Source organism: Vibrio sp. MED222, assembly GCF_000153005.1.
In the GTDB taxonomy this organism is placed as follows: domain Bacteria; phylum Pseudomonadota; class Gammaproteobacteria; order Enterobacterales; family Vibrionaceae; genus Vibrio; species Vibrio tasmaniensis_A.
Genome location: NZ_CH902611.1, coordinates 37,016 through 56,834, shown reverse-complemented (window position 1 = coordinate 56,834; position 19,819 = coordinate 37,016). Strand labels below are relative to the sequence as shown.

The 19,819-nt window shown below is 44.5% G+C and carries 19 protein-coding genes, 1 tRNA gene and 1 riboswitch; of the genes, 9 read left to right on the top strand and 11 right to left on the bottom strand.

From position 1 onward, the window contains the following. The 10 genes from MED222_RS02870 to MED222_RS02915 all read right to left on the bottom strand — a co-directional run. The coding region (locus tag MED222_RS02870; RefSeq protein ID WP_009848653.1) for a DUF2753 family protein at positions 1 to 259 on the bottom strand (259 nt) is incomplete at its 3' end. 189 nt (positions 260 to 448) lie between these two features. Next, positions 449 to 865 (bottom strand): lactoylglutathione lyase, encoded by a 417-nt coding sequence (gloA, locus tag MED222_RS02875; RefSeq protein WP_004734046.1) that lies wholly within the window; start codon positions 863 to 865, stop codon positions 449 to 451. Between the two features lie 147 nt (positions 866 to 1,012). Beyond that, entirely contained in the window at positions 1,013 to 1,648 is a 636-nt protein-coding gene (gene nth / locus MED222_RS02880; protein WP_009848652.1) for an endonuclease III, read from the bottom strand. 206 nt (positions 1,649 to 1,854) lie between these two features. After that, positions 1,855 to 2,547 (bottom strand): electron transport complex subunit E, encoded by a 693-nt coding sequence (locus MED222_RS02885; RefSeq protein WP_009848651.1) that lies wholly within the window; start codon positions 2,545 to 2,547, stop codon positions 1,855 to 1,857. Continuing rightward, positions 2,547 to 3,176 carry an electron transport complex subunit RsxG gene (gene rsxG / locus MED222_RS02890; protein WP_009848650.1) on the bottom strand — a complete coding sequence of 210 codons (630 nt, stop codon included), beginning with the start codon at positions 3,174 to 3,176 and terminating at the stop codon, positions 2,547 to 2,549. Before rsxG ends, MED222_RS02885 begins: the two co-directional genes overlap by 1 nt. Before the next feature lie 14 nt (positions 3,177 to 3,190). Beyond that, entirely contained in the window at positions 3,191 to 4,237 is a 1,047-nt protein-coding gene (gene rsxD, locus MED222_RS02895) for an electron transport complex subunit RsxD (RefSeq protein ID WP_009848649.1), read from the bottom strand. Beyond that, positions 4,237 to 6,945 carry an electron transport complex subunit RsxC gene (rsxC, locus tag MED222_RS02900; protein ID WP_009848648.1) on the bottom strand — a complete coding sequence of 903 codons (2,709 nt, stop codon included), beginning with the start codon at positions 6,943 to 6,945 and terminating at the stop codon, positions 4,237 to 4,239. The genes rsxD and rsxC overlap by 1 nt, the downstream gene beginning before the upstream one ends. Positions 6,946 to 6,952: 7 nt before the next feature. Beyond that, positions 6,953 to 7,546 (bottom strand): electron transport complex subunit RsxB, encoded by a 594-nt coding sequence (rsxB, locus tag MED222_RS02905; protein ID WP_009848647.1) that lies wholly within the window; start codon positions 7,544 to 7,546, stop codon positions 6,953 to 6,955. 2 nt (positions 7,547 to 7,548) lie between these two features. Further along, positions 7,549 to 8,127 (bottom strand): electron transport complex subunit RsxA, encoded by a 579-nt coding sequence (gene rsxA / locus MED222_RS02910; protein WP_004734039.1) that lies wholly within the window; start codon positions 8,125 to 8,127, stop codon positions 7,549 to 7,551. 526 nt (positions 8,128 to 8,653) lie between these two features. Beyond that, a tRNA-Asn gene (locus MED222_RS02915) sits at positions 8,654 to 8,729 on the bottom strand. Positions 8,730 to 9,238: 509 nt separating this feature from the next. Here MED222_RS02915 and uvrB point away from each other — a divergent pair. The 3 genes from uvrB (at position 9,239) to luxU (ending at position 13,328) form a co-directional block, all read left to right on the top strand. Then, positions 9,239 to 11,269 (top strand): excinuclease ABC subunit UvrB, encoded by a 2,031-nt coding sequence (gene uvrB, locus MED222_RS02920; RefSeq protein WP_009848646.1) that lies wholly within the window; start codon positions 9,239 to 9,241, stop codon positions 11,267 to 11,269. Positions 11,270 to 11,570: 301 nt separating this feature from the next. Next, complete coding sequence (luxO, locus tag MED222_RS02925) at positions 11,571 to 12,959, top strand: quorum-sensing sigma-54 dependent transcriptional regulator LuxO (protein ID WP_009848645.1); 1,389 nt, start codon at positions 11,571 to 11,573, stop codon at positions 12,957 to 12,959. 24 nt (positions 12,960 to 12,983) lie between these two features. Then, positions 12,984 to 13,328 carry a quorum-sensing phosphorelay protein LuxU gene (luxU, locus tag MED222_RS02930; RefSeq protein WP_009848644.1) on the top strand — a complete coding sequence of 115 codons (345 nt, stop codon included), beginning with the start codon at positions 12,984 to 12,986 and terminating at the stop codon, positions 13,326 to 13,328. Between the two features lie 101 nt (positions 13,329 to 13,429). Here luxU and MED222_RS02935 read toward each other — a convergent pair whose 3' ends face one another. Beyond that, entirely contained in the window at positions 13,430 to 14,317 is an 888-nt protein-coding gene (locus tag MED222_RS02935) for a YvcK family protein (protein WP_009848643.1), read from the bottom strand. A 194-nt stretch (positions 14,318 to 14,511) separates the two neighbouring features. Continuing rightward, positions 14,512 to 14,664, top strand: a riboswitch (molybdenum cofactor riboswitch). Here MED222_RS02935 and moaA point away from each other — a divergent pair. The 6 genes from moaA to MED222_RS02965 all read left to right on the top strand — a co-directional run bounded on the left by moaA (position 14,653) and on the right by MED222_RS02965 (position 19,743). Then, positions 14,653 to 15,642, top strand: coding sequence for a GTP 3',8-cyclase MoaA (moaA, locus tag MED222_RS02940; RefSeq protein ID WP_009848642.1), 990 nt, complete (start codon positions 14,653 to 14,655; stop codon positions 15,640 to 15,642). Its footprint overlaps the riboswitch before it by 12 nt. 86 nt (positions 15,643 to 15,728) lie before the next feature. Then, entirely contained in the window at positions 15,729 to 16,241 is a 513-nt protein-coding gene (gene moaB, locus MED222_RS02945; protein WP_009848641.1) for a molybdenum cofactor biosynthesis protein B, read from the top strand. Between the two features lie 12 nt (positions 16,242 to 16,253). Further along, positions 16,254 to 16,733: a cyclic pyranopterin monophosphate synthase MoaC gene (gene moaC, locus MED222_RS02950; RefSeq protein WP_004734026.1), complete on the top strand. Its 480-nt coding sequence runs from the start codon at positions 16,254 to 16,256 to the stop codon at positions 16,731 to 16,733. Beyond that, a complete protein-coding gene (gene moaD, locus MED222_RS02955; protein WP_009848640.1) occupies positions 16,730 to 16,975 on the top strand; it encodes a molybdopterin synthase sulfur carrier subunit in 246 nt (81 codons plus the stop codon). The genes moaC and moaD overlap by 4 nt, the downstream gene beginning before the upstream one ends. Positions 16,976 to 16,977: 2 nt before the next feature. Next, positions 16,978 to 17,451, top strand: coding sequence for a molybdopterin synthase catalytic subunit MoaE (moaE, locus tag MED222_RS02960; RefSeq protein WP_009848639.1), 474 nt, complete (start codon positions 16,978 to 16,980; stop codon positions 17,449 to 17,451). 660 nt (positions 17,452 to 18,111) lie between these two features. Beyond that, positions 18,112 to 19,743 (top strand): ABC transporter substrate-binding protein, encoded by a 1,632-nt coding sequence (locus tag MED222_RS02965; RefSeq protein ID WP_009848638.1) that lies wholly within the window; start codon positions 18,112 to 18,114, stop codon positions 19,741 to 19,743. Positions 19,744 to 19,819 lie beyond the last annotated feature (76 nt).

The following is a 19,819-nucleotide window of genomic DNA, read 5'->3' as shown; positions in this document are numbered from 1 at the left end:
GTGTCAGTACTTTTTCTGAAGCCAATTGGAGATACTTGAGTTCATATTCAGTATCGCCGGCCCATCGCCAAAACTGAGCGAGGTTGTGACAAGAAATCACAGAGATAAGTAAGCGCTCGTCCGCTTGGATATCGGTACGCTCAGTAATTTTTTCGCTTAAACTCAATGCTTGCTGATAGTGAAGAATACTCTGTACAGGATCGTCGAGCTGCAATGCCGTATCGGCAAGTAACGTGTGTTTTTCCCATTCGCTAATCATTGTGTTACCTCACTAATCAATAGGGGACTTAATTTAAATGATAATTATTATCATGTAAAGTTTCATCAGTGAGAATGTTGTAATAATTAGTAAAGAATATCGATTATTAATAGAGCTACAAAAAAAGCGAGCTTTATGCTCGCTTATAGTGTTTATTCCATAGCCAAATATTGCAGAGGCTACGAAGGGTTAACCTTCTAGACCAGCACTTGCTTGTTTGTTCTGAATAAGCTCAATCATGTAGCCGTCAGGATCTTTAACGAATGCGATATGAGTAGAGCCGCCTTTTACAGGGCCCGCTTCACGTGTCACATTACCGCCTGCTGCTTTAATCGCGTCGCATGTTGTGTAGATGTCATCAACACCGATAGCAACGTGACCAAAAGCTGAGCCAAGGTCATATTCAGTCGTGCCCCAGTTGTAAGTCAGCTCAATCACAGCGCCTTGAGATTCGTCACCAAAGCCAACGAAAGCCAGTGTGTATTCGTACTCTTTGTTTTCGTTCTTACGTAATAGCTGCATGCCCATTACATTGGTGTAGAACTCGATAGACTTGTCTAGATCACCAACGCGTAGCATAGTGTGTAAAATACGACCGTTTGACATGATTTGCTCCTAGCTTTAATTATGTATACGTTTTTGTAATTCTGTTTTATGCCGCTAGAAAAATGCGGCACTGTTTAGCTTCTTAGCTTCTTAGCTTCTTAGCTTCTTAGCTTCTTAGCTTCTTAGCTTCATTCGCTTAGAGCTAGCCTAGACGTCGGTTTTTTCCTTGAACTCACACAAGTCTTCAATGATACAGCTGCCACAGCGTGGTTTACGCGCCACACAGGTGTAACGTCCATGAAGAATGAGCCAGTGGTGGACATCCAGTTTGAATTCTTTTGGAATGACTTTGAGCAGCTTAGCTTCAACATCATCGACCGTTTTACCCATTGCTAACTTAGTGCGGTTTGATACACGATAGATGTGAGTATCAACGGCAATGGTTGGCCAACCGAATGCAGTATTTAACACTACGTTTGCTGTTTTGCGGCCTACACCTGGAAGGGCTTCTAACGCAGCACGATCTTCCGGTACTTCACCATTATGTAGGTCAAGCAGCATACGACACGTTTTGATGGTGTTTTCTGCTTTCGAATTAAATAGGCCGATGGTCTTGATGTACTCTTTTAGGCCGTCGACACCTAGGTCGAAAATAGCCTGTGGAGTATTAGCCACAGGGTACAGCTTATCAGTGGCTTTGTTGACGCTGACATCGGTCGCCTGCGCAGATAAGAGCACGGCGATTAGCAACTCGAAAGAGCTGTTCCAGTTAAGCTCGGTTTCTGGATTTGGATTGTTTTCTCTCAAACGCTCAAGTATTTCTACTCGTTTTACATTGTTCATAGCGACATTACTTTCAAATAGTTAGGGCTTGAGTTCCAGCGAAGTTCTTTCAAACTTACTCGTTTTAAAATAACAAGTTTCGCAATGGTTCAGGCTTTATCATCGGTTACGCGCTCTTATGAGCGTCATTATTATGTGTACTTGGTCAATCTATTTACCTGCTGAGCGGTTGAGCTACTCAGCAGGATTTAAGCTACTGTAACTTATCAGGCATTGGTAACGCGAGCGCGTTCAATAGCTGGTTTTTCTTGTTTTGGCTGTCTAGATTTAGCTTGGTTGTCGATGATGTTTTTCAAAGCAATCAAGAAACCAACACCAATGAAGGCACCGGGTGGTAGCAGGGCTAACAAGAAGCTGTTATTAAATTGGAATATCTGGATTCGTAACACCGAAGCCCAATCACCAAGGAGTAGGTCTGCGCCATCAAATAGGGTTCCGTTACCAATAACCTCGCGCATCGCACCCAATACAACCAGTACCGATGTCATGCCAAGACCCATCCAGAAACCATCTTGAGCTGCAGGTAAAACTTCGTTTTTAGACGCGAAGGCTTCCGCTCGGCCAATGATGATACAGTTGGTTACGATCAGCGGGATAAAGATACCCAAAGAGAGGTAAAGGCCATACGCGTAGGCGTTCATCAGAAGTTGAACACAGGTTACTAGTGAAGCAATGATCATCACGAACACTGGAATACGCACTTCTTTTGGCACATGGTTTCGAACCAAAGATACAGACACGTTCGAGCCGACTAGTACAAGCAAGGTAGCGATACCTAATCCAAGAGCGTTAGTCACAGTCGAAGAGACAGCCAACAGCGGACATAAGCCAAGGAGTTGCACTAGGGCAGGGTTATTGGCCCACATGCCATTTTTGATCAGTGTTTTATGGTCACTCATTATTCACCACCACAATTTAGAGGTTGAGCAAGCAATGCTTGGTTGTTTTGATTAACGTATTGCACCGCTTGTTTAACTGACTTCACAACAGCTCTTGGCGTAATGGTTGCGCCAGTGAACTGGTCAAAGTCACCACCATCTTTACGAACCTTCCAACGGTCAAGATTAGAATCCGTCACTTGCTTACCAGCAAATGAGAGAATCCAATCACTCACACGCAAATCAATCTTATCACCCAAACCTGGAGTTTCTTGGTGAGAAAGCACGCGAGTACCTAAAATAGTACCGTCGATCTTCATTCCAACAATCACTTTAATCGCGCCGTTGTAGCCGTCTGGGGCAATCGCTTCGATCGCAATCGCACTCGGCTCACCATTGATTTTAGCAATGTAAGCCGGCATCGCTTGCTCAGTACCAAGTTCTTCTGTTTGAACGAGAGTGCAAGATGAAAACAGTTCGTTGTCGTGTAGATCATGTGTGATTACTTGGTTAAGCACAGACAGTAACTGAGCCTGTTCTTGTTGTTTGATCTGATCTTTGGTCAGGTAGTGAGTTACCGCGACCAAACCCGTCGAAGCACACGCAAAAATCGCGAGTACAAGGCCGTTTTTCTTAATTGCATTTAGCATGGTATCCGCTCCCTTTAGTGGCCGTATGTACGAGGTTTGGTGTAGTAGTCAATCAGTGGAACACACATGTTGGCTAACAATACAGCAAACGCCACGCCATCAGGGAAACCACCCCAACTGCGGATGATAAATACCAAACCGCCGATCAGAGCGCCAAACACTAAGCGACCTTTCACTGTTGTTGATGCTGAAACTGGGTCGGTCGCAATGAAAAATGCGCCGAGCATAGTCGCACCAGACAATAGATGAATGGTCGGTGATGCGGTTTCGCCAGGAGTGAACATCAAGAACACTAGGCTAAATAGGGTCAAGCTGCCCAGAAACGCGACTGGGATATGCCATTGAATCACGCGTTGCTTGATAAGCACCAAGCCACCAATAAGGTAAGCAAGGTTTACCCATTCCCAACCCACGCCAGCTAACCAGCTAAATTGAGGTTGAGACAGAGCTTCAGAAGCCGAGTTACCTGCCGTTAGTGCGGTTTTGAAGGCATCGAGTGGCGTCGCCATCGTGGTGCCATCAATACCAAGGCGTGCTTGTTGTAAAGACAAGCCTTCATTATTGAAACCAGTAAAGATCATCAAGAAGGAGTCAACAAAGCTCGTAGCTTCAGCAGTTAAACTGGTCGGCGCATTCCAGCTGGTCATTTGAACTGGGAATGAGATCAGCAAAACAACGTAAGCCACCATCGCAGGGTTAAATGGGTTTTGCCCAAGGCCGCCATAAAGGTGTTTTGCGATGACAATCGCGAAGAACATACCTATCACGAGAATCCACCACGGAGAGTGTGGCGGAATCGCGACACTGAGTAGCCAAGCGGTCACAACAGCGCTGTAATCACGCAATGCCATCACTGGCGGGCGTTTTCTTAGCAGCATTACAGCGGCTTCAAAGGTAACAGCAAGTGCAATAGCAAATACTAACTGGATGAGCGTACCCCATCCAAAGAAGTAGGTTTGAGCTAGTAGACCTGGCAATGCACAAATAGCGACCCATTTCATGAGATCAGGGGTGCTTCTACGATTGTGCGCGTGCGGTGAGCTGGCGATAAAGAAGGCCACTACTCTTTCTCCTCATTATTCTTTTTGTCTTGCTCTTGCTGCGCCTTTCTTGCTTTAGCACGAGCAATCGCTGCAGCAACCGCTGCTTTTTTAGGATCGACTGGTTCTTGTTGAGTTTCAGCCTTTAATTCAACTACAGGTTCAACCACAGATTCAGGTGTTTCTGCTGACTCTTCCTGTTTCGCTTGTTGTGCCTTTCTTGCTTTAGCGCGAGCTATTGCCGCGGCAACGGCAGCTTTTTTAGGATCCACTGGTTCTGATTGAATTTCAGCTTCCACTTCCACTTCTACTTCAGGAGCGATTGCTTCTGCTTCGACCTGCTTAGCTTGCTGTGCTTTCTTCGCTTTAGCGCGAGCTATTGCGGCAGCAACTGCATCTTTCTTAGCATCGCCAGAACTTTTAACCGGAGCTTCGCTTGCTGTTGGAGTAAAAGATTCAGCTTGTTGTGCTTTCTTTGCTTTAGCGCGAGCTATTGCGGCAGCGACAGCATCTTTTTTAGCATCGCCAGAACTTTTAACCGGAGCTTCACTTTCGGTTAGAGTAGCTGATTCAGCTTGTTGTGCTTTCTTTGCTTTAGCGCGAGCTATTGCAGCAGCGACAGCATCTTTCTTGGCATCGCCAGTACTTTCAGCCGGAGCCTCACTTGCGGTTTGAGTAGCTGATTCTGCTTGTTGAGCTTTCTTTGCTTTAGCACGAGCGATAGCTGCAGCAACAGCATCTTTCTTAGCGTCGCCAGTACTTTCAGCTGGAGCTTCACTTTCGGTTTGAGTAGCTGATTCCGCTTGTTGAGCTTTCTTGGCTTTAGCGCGAGCAATGGCCGCAGCGACAGCATCTTTCTTAGCGTCGCCAGTACTTGCAACTGGAGCCTCGCTTTCTGTTTGAGTAGAAGATTCCACTTGTAGAGCCTTCTTGGCTTTAGCGCGAGCAATAGCCGCAGCAACCGCGTCTTTCTTAGCGTCACCTGATTTTTCTGCAGGAGCATCAGTTGCTGCTTGTTGTGCCTTGCGCTCTCGAGCTTGTCGTTTACGTTCTTCACGCAGTTTCGACATTTCAGAATTGTCTGGTTCAGCGCTATCCGCTTTCTGAGCCGCAGCTTGTTTTGCTTTTGCCTTGGCAATCGCAGCCGCAACCGCAGGTTTCACCGCTGGTTCCGCATTAGGAGCTTGGTCTGCTGTCGCTTTTTGTGCCTTAACACGCGCAATCGCCGCAGCAATTGCATCGTCACCGTCGGCTGATTTCATGTCTTTACGACGGTTGTCAGCTGCTTTCTTAAAGCGGTTTTCACGTTCTGCTTTGTCGCGCTCCATACGAGCGTTTTTCTCTTCGAAACGAATCTTGGCGCGCTCTGCTGCAGCGGCTTCATCTTTTCGAGTTTTGATCTCAGCTTTTGCTTGGCGGTAGTACTGAACAAGAGGAATTTCACTTGGGCAGACAAATGCACAAGCACCGCATTCAATACAGTCTTTAATATTCAGTTCTTCACACTTATCCAACTCGTTGGCTTTGGCGTGCCATTGCAGTTGTTGAGGAAGTAGAGACGCAGGACAAGCTTCAGCACACGCGCTGCAACGAATACATTCCATCTCGTAAGTGCTTGGTGAAATCTCACGACGCGTTGGCGCTAAAATACAGTTCGACGTTTTGGTGATTGGCACATTGGCATGCGGCAAGGTAAAGCCCATCATCGGGCCGCCCAAAATCAAACGCGGCAGTTTTTTATCGGCTTTGTAGCCAAACTCTTCAAGTAACTCATGTACTGGTGTGCCTAATAGCGCCCAAACGTTACGAGGTTGCTTAAAGGTTTTACCGGTTAATGTCACAACGCGGTTAACCACAGGTTCGCCGTCAATTACCGCTCGCTTAATCGAGTAAAGAGAGCCGACGTTCTGAACCAAAACACCAATGTCTGCAGGGATGCCGCCAGCTGGGACCTCTTTGTTGGTGAGAATCTTGATAAGCTGCTTCTCACCACCAGAAGGGTATTTAGTTGGGATAACACGAATGACGATATCTTTGTCTCTCGCAGCAATCTCAAGTGCTTTTATCGCATCTGGTTTGTTGTCTTCAATGCCGATAACCGTCAGCTTTGGTTGAAGAATGTGTTCAACCACTTCGATGCCTTTTAATACTTCGTCGGCATGTTCTTGAAGCAACTTGTCATCAGAGGTGATGTAAGGTTCACATTCCGCAGCATTGACGATCAAAATGTCGGTACGACCTAAGCCTGATTGAAGCTTCTTAGCCGTAGGGAAGCCTGCGCCGCCCATGCCTGAAATACCAGCTTGGCGAATCACATCAAGCAGTTCGTCAGAGGTCTTTGTCGAGAAATCTTCAACTGGATTTTTTTCAATCCAAGCGTCTAAGCCATCAGGTTTAATAACCACGCACACGTCGCTCAAGCCAGAAGGGTGAGCGGTGGTTCGTGGTTCGATAGCGGTAATCACACCCGATGTTGGCGCATGTACTGGCAAAGTAAAACCAGTCTCTAAGGCAGTAAGTTGCTGACCTTTGAGTACGGCATCACCGACAGTAACCAATAAGTTACCAGGCTTACCTATATGCTGTTTCACTGGAAGAACGATTTCTTCTGGGAGCCTTGCATGCACGATGTCAGTAGTATTCGACTGTTTCTTGTTTTCAGCAGGGTGCACACCGCCCGGGAAGTTCCAAATAGAGCCCGTGCGAATTTGTTCAATTAAAGAGATCATACTAACCCTATGCCTTAGGCTCTGACGCGGTCGCATCAGTTGCTTGGTTAGTGATATCAGTAACAGGAATGATGTTCATCTGCCATTTCCAATTTTCAGTCGTTGTTGCCACTGGAATCATTTCGATACAGTCAGTAGGGCACGGTGCGACACATAGATCACAACCTGTACATTCATCTTTGATTACTGTGTGGAGTGCCTTGGTGCCACCAACAATGGCGTCAACAGGGCAGGCTTGAATACACTTGGTACAGCCGATACACATATCTTCATGAATGAAGGCAACGGTTTTTACTTTGTTATCTAAGTCATGAGCGGAGTCTTCAACTTCTACGCCCATTAAGTCTGCGAGCTTCTCAATGGTTGCTTGGCCGCCTGGAGGACACTTGTTGATCTTGTCTCCGTTCGCGATCGCCTCCGCGTATGGGCGACAACCAGGGTAGCCACACTGGCCACATTGAGTTTGCGGTAAAATAGTGTCGATTTGATCGACGATCGGATCGGCTTCAACTTTAAAACGGATAGAAGCAAAGCCCAAAATAGCGCCAAAAATAGCGGCTAAAGCGGCGAGTGCAATGATCGCAATTAAAATGGTACTCATGCTTATTTCACCAACCCAGTAAAGCCCATAAATGCCAGAGACATTAGGCCAGCTGTGATCATCGCAATCGATGCGCCTTTAAATGGCATTGGAACATCAGCAACCGCAATACGTTCACGCATTGCAGCAAATAGGATCAATACAAGAGAGAAACCCACCGCTGCGCCAAAACCATAGATGATCGACTGAATGAAGTTGTGGTTTTCATTGATGTTCAGAAGTGCCACACCTAATACCGCACAGTTGGTGGTGATAAGCGGCAGAAAGATACCCAATAGGCGATAAAGGGTAGGGCTAGTTTTGTGAACGACCATTTCCGTAAATTGAACAACCACCGCGATAACCAAGATAAAGCTCATGGTACGCAAGTATTCAATACCCAGAGGGGTAAGGATGTAGGTTTCTACTAGGTATGCAGATACCGACGCTAACGTCAGAACGAAAGTCGTCGCGAGGCCCATGCCAATTGCAGTCTCCAACTTCTTGGAGACGCCCATAAATGGACATAGCCCTAAAAACTTCACTAGCACAAAGTTATTGACTAGCACTGTGCCAACCAACAACAAAAGGTATTCGGTCATAATGGATTAATTCTTGAGATTCCGATCCCGATATTATCCTGTTTTGCTCACCTAATAACAACCAAGGATCACTAGGGATTTAGACACTTGGTGAAAAAAACATCAGGTAATCGATTGATTACCAAAGCTGCAGTAAGTATAGACATAGATTTTGATGGTGTGAGCGTGCAGCGGTATATCACAATGATCTTTGTCTGATCATTTGAGTACTCAGTGATTTCACTTTTGTCTTCGGCCAAAAGGTCGAAATTGGTTGAAGTAAATAGCGAACTTTTGAGTCAATTGATTGTTGCTAACTCAAGGCTGTTGCTCGGTTGCTTAGAGGGCTTTTAGGAAAGTGAGTACGTTAAAACGCAAAAAGCCGCATCGAGTGATGCGGCTTCTTTAAATTTGGCCCCCTTGTCGAGACTTAAACGCGGGCGGGTAGCACGGTCCGACGATTCGGGTGTGATATTAACTTGGAACAAGTTAGTCGCAGTTATATACGAAAAAAGCCCAATCTTTCGATTGAGCTTTTTTCTGAATTTGGCTCCCCTTGCAAGACTTGAACTTGCGACATACGGATTAACAGTCCGCCGTTCTACCAACTGAACTAAAGGGGAATTGCTTGTTAGCGACGCGAATTCTAATAAGACTCCTATTTTCTGTCAATAAAAAATAGCAGAAAAAAATAAGATAAAAAACTTTACTTTCTTGAACGCCTTATCAGATTTAGCTTTGCTTTAGTTATCCACCAAAATTGTGGATAAGTATGTGCGTGAAACTTTAACAACAATAATTGGGATAAATCTGAAAATGTTAAAATCTGCGGTAACGTGATGTATTTAAAAGTTTTATATCGAAACATTACGATTGTATAACTTTTTAAGATTATAAAATAAACAGTAAAACAAGTGCTATTTTTAGATTTTTTGGGGAAAAGTAGTGGATTAAAAATCGAGTAATTTAGCTGAAGAGATCTTGCAGGGGCACGGATAATACCAAGTTCCAAAAATAAAAGCTATAACTGATATCTAATCTTAAGATGCATTTCTCTAGATAATAGTTGCAACGACACTCCTCCTAGAGTGACAATGACCTGATTAAATAAACAGTATGGAAATGGCGACCTATGAGTAAACTCTTTGACTTGGTATCGGACTACAGTCCGTCCGGTGACCAGCCGACGGCGATTACCAAATTACTAGATGGACTAGATTCTGGTTTGGCACATCAAACTCTATTAGGGGTAACGGGCTCGGGTAAAACCTTTACGCTTGCCAACGTCATTTCTCAATCTCAAAGACCAGCAATCTTGTTAGCGCCTAACAAAACGTTGGCAGCTCAACTTTATGGTGAGATGAAGTCATTCTTTCCAAATAATGCCGTTGAATACTTCGTTTCTTACTACGATTACTACCAGCCTGAAGCGTATGTACCAACCACAGATACGTTCATTGAGAAAGATGCGTCGGTGAATGCTCATATCGAGCAGATGAGACTTTCGGCGACCAAGGCCTTATTAGAGCGAAAAGACGCCATCATTGTAGCTTCTGTATCGGCTATCTATGGTCTTGGTGATCCTAAATCGTATTTGAAAATGATGCTTCACTTGAGTCGTGGTGAGGTTATGGATCAGCGTGATATTTTGCGCCGTTTGGCGGAGCTACAATATTCAAGAAACGACGTCGCATTTGAACGAGGTCAGTTTCGCGTGCGTGGTGAAGTGATTGATATCTTCCCGGCTGAATCTGACCAAGATGCCGTGCGAATTGAAATGTTCGATGATGAAGTGGATTGCATCAGTATCTTTGACCCACTAACTGGTGCGGTTAAGCAAAGAGACCTGCCTCGCTTTACGGTTTATCCAAAAACGCACTATGTAACTCCACGAGAGAAAATCCTTGAAGCGATTGAGAAGATTAAGGATGAGTTGCGTGATAGAGCTCAATATTTAAAAGACAATAATAAGCTTCTAGAAGAACAGCGTATCTCTCAAAGAACTCAGTTTGATATCGAGATGATGACCGAGCTTGGCTTCTGTTCTGGTATCGAAAACTATTCACGATACTTGAGTGGCCGTGCTGAAGGGGAAGCGCCTCCGACGTTATTTGATTACTTGCCTGATGATGGTCTGTTGATTATCGATGAGTCACACGTGACCGTGCCGCAAATTGGTGCGATGTATAAAGGTGACCGCTCTCGTAAAGAAACCTTGGTTGAATTTGGTTTCCGTCTGCCTTCGGCATTGGATAACCGTCCAATGAAGTTTGAAGAATTTGAGTCTATAGCCCCGCAAACAATTTTTGTGTCGGCCACGCCAGGCAATTACGAAATCGAAAAATCAGACGGTGAGATTGCTGATCAAGTGGTGCGTCCTACTGGTTTGTTAGACCCAATTATTGAAGTAAGGCCTGTCGCGACTCAGGTTGATGACCTATTGTCTGAAATCAGAATACGTTCAGTGAAAGAAGAGCGTGTACTTGTCACGACGCTAACTAAGCGAATGGCAGAGGACTTAACTGAATACCTGAGTGAGCATGGCGTTAAAGTTCGTTACTTGCACTCTGATATCGATACCGTTGAACGCGTAGAAATTATCAGAGACCTACGTTTGGGCGAGTTTGACGTGTTAGTGGGCATTAACTTACTTCGAGAAGGTTTGGATATGCCGGAAGTATCGCTGGTGGCGATTCTTGATGCTGATAAAGAGGGCTTCTTACGTTCTGAGCGTTCTTTGATACAGACCATTGGCCGTGCAGCTCGTAATTTGGAAGGTCGAGCAATTCTATATGGTGACTCGATTACTAAGTCGATGAGAAAGGCGATTGATGAAACCGACCGCCGTAGAGAGAAACAGCAGGCCTATAACGAAGAGCAAGGTATTACGCCGCAAGCACTTAAACGTAATATCAAAGACATTATGGAGTTGGGTGATCTAACCAAGTCGAAGCAGCAGCGCCAATCGAAGCAAGTTCCTCTATCTAAGGTGGCAGAGCCTTCTGAAAGTTATGTCGTACTGACTCCACAACAGCTTGATAAAGAGATCAGCAAGCTAGAAGCTGCGATGTATCAGCATGCTCAGAATCTAGAATTTGAATTGGCCGCACAAAAGCGTGATGAAATTGAGCAGCTAAGAAAGCAGTTTATTACCAACAGCTAATCTCACTTTCCACTCAAGAAGTTGATCCCTTCAGCACAAGAATTGAGAGTGTTTCAGACAAAAAACAGCCAGTAGTAAATGTTCTACTGGCTTACGTCTGTGGACACAAAGTCCACTAACAACGTCAGTTGGCTAGGTGACCCGAAGGTCAGTTAGATAACTGCATCGTTCGTGCCACATAGATAACACATTGATTGTTTGAAGCAAGCAAACGAACACAGTATAAATAGTGTGGTTAATTTGCATAATGCAAAGCGGAATGCGATTATAATAAGAAATGCAAATTATAAATGGCTAGGATATGCAATCAAAAACGTTAGATAACAAATCGAAGTATTTGTTAATGGTAGAAGATACCGCGTCGGTAGCAGCGTTGTATCGATCGTATCTTACACCGCTCGAAATTGATATTAACATTGTTGGTACTGGCCGCGATGCAATCGAGAGTTTGAACCATCGAATCCCAGACCTCATTTTATTAGATCTACGCCTGCCCGATATGACGGGTATGGATGTACTGTTTGCTGTAAAACAAAAATATCCGGAAGTTCCGGTTATCTTCATGACTGCTCACGGCTCTATTGATACCGCAGTAGAAGCCATGCGACATGGTTCCCAAGATTTCCTTATCAAGCCGTGTGAAGCCGACCGACTTCGTATTACGGTGAACAATGCGATCCGCAAAGCCACTAAACTTAAAAATAGCTCGGAACATCCAGGAAATCAGAACTATCAAGGCTTTATTGGCAGTAGTCAAACCATGCAGCAGGTTTACCGAACGATCGATTCTGCCGCATCGAGCAAAGCCAGTATTTTCATCACAGGTGAAAGTGGTACCGGTAAAGAGGTATGTGCTGAAGCCATTCACGCTGCGAGTAAGCGTGGTGATAAGCCATTTATCGCGATCAACTGTGCAGCGATTCCTAAAGATTTGATTGAGAGTGAACTGTTTGGTCACGTTAAAGGGGCCTTTACTGGGGCGGCAACGGATCGACAAGGCGCGGCTGAACTTGCAGATGGTGGAACCCTGTTCCTCGATGAATTGTGCGAAATGGACTTAGAGCTGCAAACTAAGCTACTCCGCTTCATTCAAACTGGCACCTTTCAAAAAGTCGGCTCTTCGAAGATGAAGAGTGTGGATGTTCGTTTCGTATGTGCAACGAACCGCGACCCTTGGAAAGAAGTTCAAGAAGGTCGCTTTAGAGAAGATTTGTACTACCGTTTATATGTGATTCCATTGCATTTGCCGCCATTGCGTGAGCGTGGTGAAGATGTCATCGAAATTGCATATTCATTGCTGGGTTATATGTCTGTCGAAGAAGGCAAGGCGTTCGTACGTTTTGCTGAAGAAGTACTCGATCGCTTTAATCAATATGAGTGGCCGGGGAACGTTCGTCAGTTACAAAATGTGTTGCGAAATGTAGTGGTACTGAATAATGGTAAAGAGATTACTCTCAATATGCTTCCACCGCCATTGAACCAACCAATTGAAAACAGTCTCCGTTTAAAAGAGAAGCAGAACGAAGACATCACGGTAAAAGATATTTTCCCATTGTGGATCACTGAGAAAACGGCTATCGAACAGGCCATCAAAGCGTGTGACGGTAACGTTCCTCGCGCGGCAGGTTTCTTGGATGTCAGTCCATCGACGATATACCGAAAATTGCAAACATGGAATGCGAAGCAGTAATCACCAAATAATAAGAAAAGAGCAATGATGATAATATTAAATCAGCAAAAAGTTGATGAGCTTGCCGGTGAAATAGGGCAAGAGAATGTCCCAGTGTTACTGGAAATATTTTTAGGTGAACTGAAGGGATACTACGAACATTTAGAGCTAAATAAAGAGTCAGACACATCTAAGTATTTAGCGGATATTAGCCATGCACTTAAGAGTAGTGCTGCGAGCTTTGGAGCGGACTCTTTGTGTAGTTTTGCGATTAGCCTAGATGCAAAAGTGAAACAAGCGCTGCCAATGACAGAGGTCGACTTTCAAGGTATGCAGGATATTTTGTTATCCACCTACCAAGAGTACCAGCAGTTAATGACAGAGCTTTAACGCGGTCAATTATCACTAAAGTGGTCAGTCATCAATGAACTTAAAAAGGAGCATCGTGCTCCTTTTTGTTTTTGTTTGGTAAATAGATTCAGAAAACCGAGTTAAACCAACTGATCCCTAATTGCTTGTTGGAGTTTTAAACGGTCGTGTCGCCAATCTCTATTTGGCGAGGCAAGGTCAGTAGTCACGCAATTCCAAAGCCCTTCAAGTTCCGGATGGGGCGCGTTACCTAATACAATATCAATTTTTCTTGCCTTACAGGTACGCTCACACCACTCCAATTGCTCTTGTAGCGTCATTTTCCCAGCAGGTCCATGCTCTGGCGACAGGTTTTCAACGAAGATAACCTTGGCTTTAGTATTATCAGCGATCGCTTTACCAATTTCTGGCAGTAGAAGGGGCGGCATAACACTGGTTAGAAAACTTCCCGGGCCAAGCACGATACAGTCTGCTTGTTCGACAGCTGCAACGGCTTCTCTGGTCGCAGGAACTTCTGGAGACAAGTCCATCATGCGCAGTTTTTCTGTCATGTCATCAACGTTGGTTTCACCCGTAACCCAACGGCCGTCCATTGACAAAGCAGTGAGATCGGAAGGATGTTCCGTCATTGGCACAATATTCACATCGACTTTAAGCATGTTACGAATCAGGTTGATCGCTTCCAATGGGCGAACAGAAAGGTTGTCTAGTGCAGTCAGCATTAGGTTACCGAGGTTGTGACCATCGAGTTCACCTTGACCGCGAAAGCGGTATTCGAACATCATCGAACTGATCGAAGGCTCGGTGATTAGTTGGTTGATACAGTTACGAGTATCACCCCAAGCGATACCACCTTGGCAATCTCGAATACGCCCGGTTGATCCACCGTTATCTGTGGTTGCAACAATGCCTGTCGCGTTGCTACCAAAGTCTTTTAATGCCGCAAGCATACGACCTAAGCCGTGACCACCACCAATTGCGACAACTTTCTTTGAAGAGTAAATATTCATTTTTTGTTCTTGTTAGATTATTACCAACTATAATTTAGGTTAAATGCTTCTCGTCAGATACTCAACAAGAGTTATTTTGAGGGTTTGATACGTTTTTTTTGCCGATGTGACTCGTTTTTTGTCATCAAAGCTAGATTCACGTACAAATATTAAGTATTTTATTACTCAGCTACTGCGCGTGTGAATATAAAGTGCAGTTGCCATAACTCCGAGCTCTCGCATGCTAAGTCGCACAGTGGTATTTGCTGTACCGATACGCATCAAGAGCCAGTGACATGTTGTCACAAGGGCTTAATTGGAAATGATTATGCCTCCCGTGTTTGGAAAGGTGTTCCGTGGCGCAACAATTCGAAGATAGATTCCATCGCAAGTTTTATTACTTGCGCTTGTCGGTTACAGACGTCTGTAACTTTAAATGTACTTACTGCTTGCCAGATGGTTATAAACCGTCAGGGCAAAAAAACTCGTCTTTTTTAAGTGTTCCTGAGATCAAACGCGTTGTTAAAGCGTTTGCTGATTGTGGTACCTCAAAGATCCGCATTACTGGCGGAGAGCCGAGTCTGCGTAAAGACTTTCCTGAAATCATACATACCGTTGCTTCTACTCCAGGCATTGAAAAAGTAGCCACCACAACGAATGGCTACCGCATGGAGAAACAAGTAGGGCAATGGCGTGATGCTGGTTTAACCCATATAAACGTGAGCGTGGATAGCTTAGATTCGCGCATGTTCCATCAGATCACTGGTGAGAACAAGTTTACTGAGGTTATGCGAGGTATTGATAAAGCGTTTGAGGTTGGCTTTGAACAAGTCAAAGTCAACGTCGTATTGATGAAAGACCTCAATAGTCAGGAATTACCAGCCTTCCTTAATTGGATTAAAGACAAACCTATTCAATTACGTTTTATCGAGCTGATGAAAACCGGCGAGATGGACGAGTTGTTCGATAAACACCATGTGTCTGGCGTTGCGATCCGCAACCAGCTTATTGCTAATGGTTGGCTGTTAAAAGTCAAAGCTGTTAACGATGGCCCGGCGCAAGTGTTTGTCCACCCAGACTACAAGGGTGAAATTGGTTTGATCATGCCTTACGAGAAAGACTTTTGTGAGAGTTGTAACCGACTGCGTGTTTCTGCGACCGGTAAACTTCACCTATGTCTGTTTGGCGACCACGGTGTTGAACTGAGAGATCTGATTCAAGAAGATCAACAAGAGCAAGAGCTCATTGATCGAATTCAGGCTCAGCTTCAAACCAAGTCCGTTAGTCACTTCTTACATGATGGCAACAGCGGCATGACTCCAAATTTGGCGTCAATCGGCGGTTAACCCGCTATATACTCTAAAGCATTTTATCGCTCAGCTTCTTTAAGCTGGGCGAATCAGTCTAATGAAAAATTTATATAGGTGAACAAATGGGTCACGCAGAAAGCAAATTTCAAGCAGCGAACATTGCAGTACTAACGGTTTCAGATACTCGTACAGAAGAAAATGACACGTCAGGTGGTTACCTAGCTGAGCATGCTAAGAAAGCTGGTCACAACGTGGTTGATAAGCAAATTGTTATCGATGACATGTACAAGATCCGTGCGATCGTATCTCAGTGGATTGCTGATGACAGCGTCCAAGCGATCATGATCACTGGTGGTACGGGTTTTACTTCTCGTGATAGCACCCCAGAAGCACTTAAGCCACTGTTCGACAAAGAAGTAGAAGGCTTTGGTGAGCTATTCCGCCAAGTGTCTTACGAAGAGATTGGTACTTCGACGATTCAATCGCGTGCAATCGCGGGTTTTGCTAACCACACGGTTATCTTTGCGATGCCAGGTTCTACAGGTGCGTGCCGTACAGGTTGGACTAAGATCATCAAGCAACAGATGGATGCTAGCCACCGTCCTTGTAACTTCATGCCACATCTTTCTGTATAAGGTGGTTTGAGCATGAGCCAATTTACCCACATTAACGCGTCTGGCGAAGCGAACATGGTCGATGTATCGGCTAAAGCGGAAACTGTACGCGAAGCGAGAGCGGAAGCTTTCGTTCAAATGTCAGCTGAAACGCTAGAACTGATTGTTTCTGGTAGCCACCATAAGGGTGATGTTTTTGCGACGGCACGTATTGCTGGCATCCAAGCGGCTAAGAAAACGTGGGACTTGATTCCACTGTGTCACCCTCTACTACTAACTAAAGTCGAAGTGCAGCTAGAAGCTATCGAGTCTGAAAACAAGGTTCGCATTGAATCTGTTTGTAAACTTGCGGGTAAGACGGGCGTTGAGATGGAAGCGCTTACGGCTGCTTCTGTTGCTGCGCTAACGATTTACGATATGTGTAAAGCCGTTCAAAAAGACATTGTTATCGAAAATGTACGCCTGTTAGAGAAGACGGGTGGTAAATCTGGTCACTTCAAGGTGGAATCATGATTACTGTACTGTTCTTTGCTCAAACTCGTGAACTTGTCGGTGTCGATAGCCTAGAAGTCGATGCACAATTCAATACTATTGAAGCGATTCGCAGCCACCTTGTAACACAAGAAGGCAAATGGGATATCGCATTGGAGGAGGGCAAACTTCTGGCTGCGCTTAACCAATCAATCGTACCTTTGACAACTGAAGTGAAAGACGGCGATGAAGTGGCTTTCTTCCCACCGGTTACTGGAGGTTAGCCATGAACGACTCTCGAGTTATTGATCCAAGAGTACTAGTTACGGCAGAAGATTTTTCTGTGGGTGACGAATACGATTATCTAGCTCAAGGCACAGCTGCAGGAGCGGTAGTGACGTTTGTTGGTAAAGTTCGCGACATGAACCTTGGCGACAACGTGATTGGTTTGTCTCTAGAGCACTATCCGGGTATGACAGAGAAGTCGCTGAGCGAGATCTGTGATCAAGCTGAAGCGCGCTGGCCTATTCAGAAGATGCGAGTGATTCACCGTGTTGGTGACCTAGATATCGGTGACCAGATTGTTTACGTTGGTGTATCCAGTGCGCACCGAGGGGCTGCCTTCGAAGCGTGCGAGTTTGTTATGGACTTCCTCAAAACCAAAGCGCCGTTTTGGAAAAAAGAACGTACCACTGAAACAACTCGCTGGGTTGATTCTCGCGATTCTGATACCAAAGCTGCAGAGCGCTGGAAAAAGTAAATTATCCCACATAATGTTTCGTCCTTAACGTGATAACGCATTTCAGGTTAGGACTTAGGTAATAAAGCCGACGTTGAACGTCGGTTTTTTTGTGCGTGCAACAAAGTCATTTATAAAAAATAGGGTGTTTATTAAATGATTAATCATTCGAGTTGCATATAAATTCTTTGGCTTATTTTTTCTGTACTGGTGCAGCTCTGCATCTGTTTTGGTGCAGTGCATTATGCTGTTTTGTATAAAGTGATAATCCTCACAAATAGTACAGTCTATTTAGGGGATATGTGATGTGCACTTAGATTTAATGTGGCATTAATGTTAACTTATCAAAGGTGTTCTAGCATAAGATGCTAAAAAAAAGTATCAACACAGATACATCAACACTAAAGGCTGTTATTTAATAAATCCCTATGTGTAACTCACTATTCATTAGGATTTTATTAGATATTTACACTGATACCTTGAGTATTTCGGAGAATTATCCGATTTTTTGCGACTTGTTTATGGCAAATTACTTCAATGGTTGATAGTGTGTGCCTCAATCTTTGTAAGGTTTTAGATTTTTATGCTTATATTTTAAGCTAAATAAATCTAAATCACTGCCGTTCAGTGAACTTAGCAAAGAAGTCATGGATGCAATACGAAAAACTTGGAGTTTATTAAATGTACAAGAATAAAATCACTCAGGCCCTTCTTCTAGGTGCTGGTTTGGCAGTGGCTGCCACTTCTACTCTTTCTATCGCTGCTGAAGTTCCAGCAGGTACAGAACTAGCAAAAGTTCAGGAACTTGTTCGCGGTAACGGTACTGAAGTTGCGACTATCGACCCACACAAATCTCAAGGTGTACCAGAATCTCACGTAATTCGTGATCTTCTAGAAGGTCTAGTGAACCAGGACGGTGAAGGTAATACTATCCCTGGTGTTGCTGAGAGCTGGGAAACGACAGACAACAAAACATTCACTTTCCATCTACGCAAAGATGCAAAATGGTCTAACGGCGATCCTGTAACAGCTGAAGATTTCGTTTACAGCTGGAAACGTGCAGTTGATCCTGCCACTGCTTCTCCATACGCTTGGTACATGGAATATACCAAGATGGTGAATGCGAAAGACATCGTAGCGGGTAAGAAAGACAAGAGTGAGCTAGGCGTTAAAGCTGTAGATGCAAACACACTTGTTGTTGAATTAGAAACAGCGGTACCATACTTCGTAATGATGATGGGCCACACAACAGTGAAGCCAGTACACAAAGCAACTGTTGAAAAATTCGGTGACCAATGGACCAAGCCGGGTAACTTCGTAGGTAACGGCGCATTCTCTGTTGATAAGTGGGTTGTTAACGAACGTCTAGTTCTAAAGCGTAACGACCAATACTGGAACAACGACAAAACTGTTCTAAACAAAGTAACCTTCCTACCAATCGAAAACCAAGTTGCGGAAATGAACCGTTTCTTATCTGGTGAAATCGACTTCACAAATGAACTTCCAACTGAGCACTTCAAGCGTCTTAAGAAAGAGCACGCAGAAGACGTATCTGTAGCTGGTAACTTGTGTACTTACTACTACATCTTCAACACGAAGAAAGCTCCATTTGATGACGTTCGCGTACGTAAGGCTATCTCTTACGCAATTGACCGTGACATCGTGACTGGCGCTATCTTAGCGCAAGGTCAAAAACCAGCATATTTCCTGACGCCTGAAATCACGGCGGGCTTCGATCCTGAGCTTCCTCAGTACGGTACAATGTCTCAAAAAGAACGTAACGTAGAAGCGGCACGTCTTCTTGAAGAAGCGGGCTACGGCAAAGACAATCCACTAAACTTCAACCTACTGTACAACACTTCTGAAAACCACAAGAAGATTGCTGTAGCACTAGGTTCTATGTGGAAGAAAACACTGGGTCTTAAAGTTACACTTGAAAACCAAGAGTGGAAAACTTACCTATCTTCTAAAGATTCTGGTGACTTCGAAGTAGCTCGTGCTGGTTGGTGTGGTGACTACAATGAAGCGTCGTCATTCCTAACGCTAATGAAGAGTAACAACACTACCGGTGGTGTTCACTACGACAGCGCGGCTTACGATCAAATCATTGATAAAGCACTGAACTCGACTTCAGAAGAAGAGCGTAAAGCACTTTACCTTGAAGCTGAGGCGCTAATGGCTAACGATATGCCTATCGCACCTATCTACCAATACGTGAAATCACGTCTACTAAATCCGCACGTTGGTGGCTTCCCTACTAATAACGCGGAAGATAAGATCTTCTCGAAAGACTTATACATCAAGGCTCAATAAGCTTCGATTCTAAAAGTTAATATAACTATAACGATACAGACACTACATGCGTAATACGCGCATGTAGCGTCTTTCT